A 2,027-nucleotide genomic window follows, 5' to 3' on the forward strand; every position below is an offset into this window, starting at 1 on the left:
CTGCGCTGCGGCGTGCAACGGGGCCTGGCCGTGCGCTTTTCATTCTAGGAGGGTCATCGCCCGGCGTACAGCCCTGCCCAGGCGCGGCCTGGGTTTCGCCGAAGGTCTCTGACCCCACTAAAGAAGGGTGAGTGCCGCCAAGGCGGCCAGCGGTGCGGTCTCGGCGCGCAGCACACGGGGGCCCAGCGTGACCGGGGCAAAGCTGTGTTGCAGTGCCAGGTCTTCCTCGGTGCTGGAAAGCCCGCCTTCGGGGCCGGAGAGAAACACCACGGGCCCGGCCGGGCCCGCCGCCGTGTGCAGCGGCGCCGTGCCCGCGCGCAGCGACAGCAGCAGGCGCTGCACTGTGGTGGCCTGGGCCTGGGCGCGCACCCAGCCGGCCAGGTCCACGGCGTTGTGCACCACGGGCACGCGGTTGCGGCCGCACTGCTCGCAGGCGGCCACGGCCACGGCCTGCCAGTGGGCGATTTTTTTCTCGGCCCGCTCGCCTTTGAGCTTGAGCACGCTGCGCTCGGCCACCAGGGGCGTGATGCTCGCCACGCCCAGCTCGGTGGCTTTCTCCACCAGCCAGTCCATGCGTTCGTTGGCGGTGATACCGGCCAGCAGGTGCACGGCGCGCGGGGCTTCACGTTCGGTGGCATGGTGGGCGCCCACCACCACGCGCACATCGCTGCGGCCCATCTTCAGTACGGTGGCGTCGAATTCGCCGCCCGGGTCGCCCTCGGCTTGCCCGCCGTGGAACAGCGTGATGGTGTCGCCCGGCTGCAGGCGCAGCACCTGCACGTGGCGCGCAGCGCCGGGGGGCAAATCCAACTCGGCGCCGGTGGCCAGAAGGGTCGGGCAATGGAAACGGGGCATTTGCTACTTTATTTATAGCTGCTTGCGCTTGATAGATAAGCGCTAGAGCCTAATTTTATTCTGCTTTACTGCGTGCGCCCAGTCGCGCCGCTACATCCGGCCGTAGGCAAAGCCCACCACCGGCTCGGTACCTTCGATCTGGTCGAGCATCTTGAGCAGCGGCCCCAGCTGCCGGTAGCGGTTGGCCGTGGCGCGGATGTAGGCCATGAAACGCGGCGCATCGGCCAGGTACTTGGGCTTGCCGTCGCGCAGGGTCAGGCGCGCAAAGATGCCGGCGACCTTGAGGTGGCGCTGCAGGCCCATCCATTCCACGGCACGGTAGAACTCGCCGAAGTCATCGCCCCAGCCGCTGGCGCTGCGGGCCCCCAGCAGTCCGGCCTTGCGCGCCTTCTCCCAGTAACGCACCGTAATGTCGATGACAAATTCCTCTTCCCAGCTGATGAACGCATCGCGCAGCAGGCTGGCAATGTCGTAGGTGATAGGGCCGTAGACGGCGTCCTGGAAGTCCAGCACCCCCAGGGGCGCGCCCTGTTCGGTGGGGGCCATCAGGTTCCGGGTCATGAAATCGCGGTGCACATAGACCTGGGGGGCGGCCAGGTTGTGGGCCACGATGGCATCAAAGGCGCTGGCCAGCGTGGCCTGCTGCTTGTCGTCCAGCGTGACGCTGCGGTGCCTGGCCAGGTACCAGTCGGGGAACAGCGCCAGTTCGCGGCGCAGCAGCGCCTCGTCATAGGCCGGCAGCACGCCGGGCTGGGAGGCTTTTTGCCAGTCCAGCAGCACATCGGTGGCCTGCTGGTACCAGGCGTAGGCGTCCTGCGGCTTTTCGGGGTTCAGCCGCTCGATCAGCGTCTGGTGGCCCAGGTCGGACAGCAGCATGAAGCCGGTCGGTTCATCGTACGCAAGGATCTCGGGCACGTTCAAACCGGCGGCGGCCATCAGGCCCTGCACCTGCACGAAGGGCTTGCAGTTTTCCTTGTCCGGCGGCGCATCCATCACGATGCGGCTGCAGCCCATGGCGCTGTCGATGCGCAGGTAGCGCCGAAAGCTCGCGTCCGCCGAGGCGGGGCGCAGCGTGGCGGGCAGTAGCTGGTGCGGGCCCACCAGGGGCGCCAGCCAGGCCTCGAAGGCTGTCTGGCGGGCCGCATCGGGCCAGGCCACGGTGGAAGTTGGGG

The 2,027-nt window shown here is 68.1% G+C and carries 2 protein-coding genes; both read right to left on the minus strand.

All coding sequences use genetic code 11. The annotated features are described in order from the left end of the window. Nucleotides 1-117 precede the first annotated feature (117 nt). Entirely contained in the window at nucleotides 118-855 is a 738-nt protein-coding gene (locus tag NFX52_RS29950; RefSeq protein WP_055395812.1) for a 16S rRNA (uracil(1498)-N(3))-methyltransferase, read from the minus strand. A 90-nt stretch (nucleotides 856-945) separates the two neighbouring features. Continuing rightward, nucleotides 946-2,013, minus strand: a complete 1,068-nt coding sequence (locus NFX52_RS29955; RefSeq protein ID WP_202907132.1) for a phosphotransferase — start codon at nucleotides 2,011-2,013, stop codon at nucleotides 946-948. Nucleotides 2,014-2,027: the final 14 nt, after the last annotated feature.

This window comes from Acidovorax facilis (assembly GCF_023913775.1).
In the GTDB taxonomy this organism is placed as follows: Bacteria; Pseudomonadota; Gammaproteobacteria; order Burkholderiales; family Burkholderiaceae_C; genus Acidovorax; species Acidovorax facilis.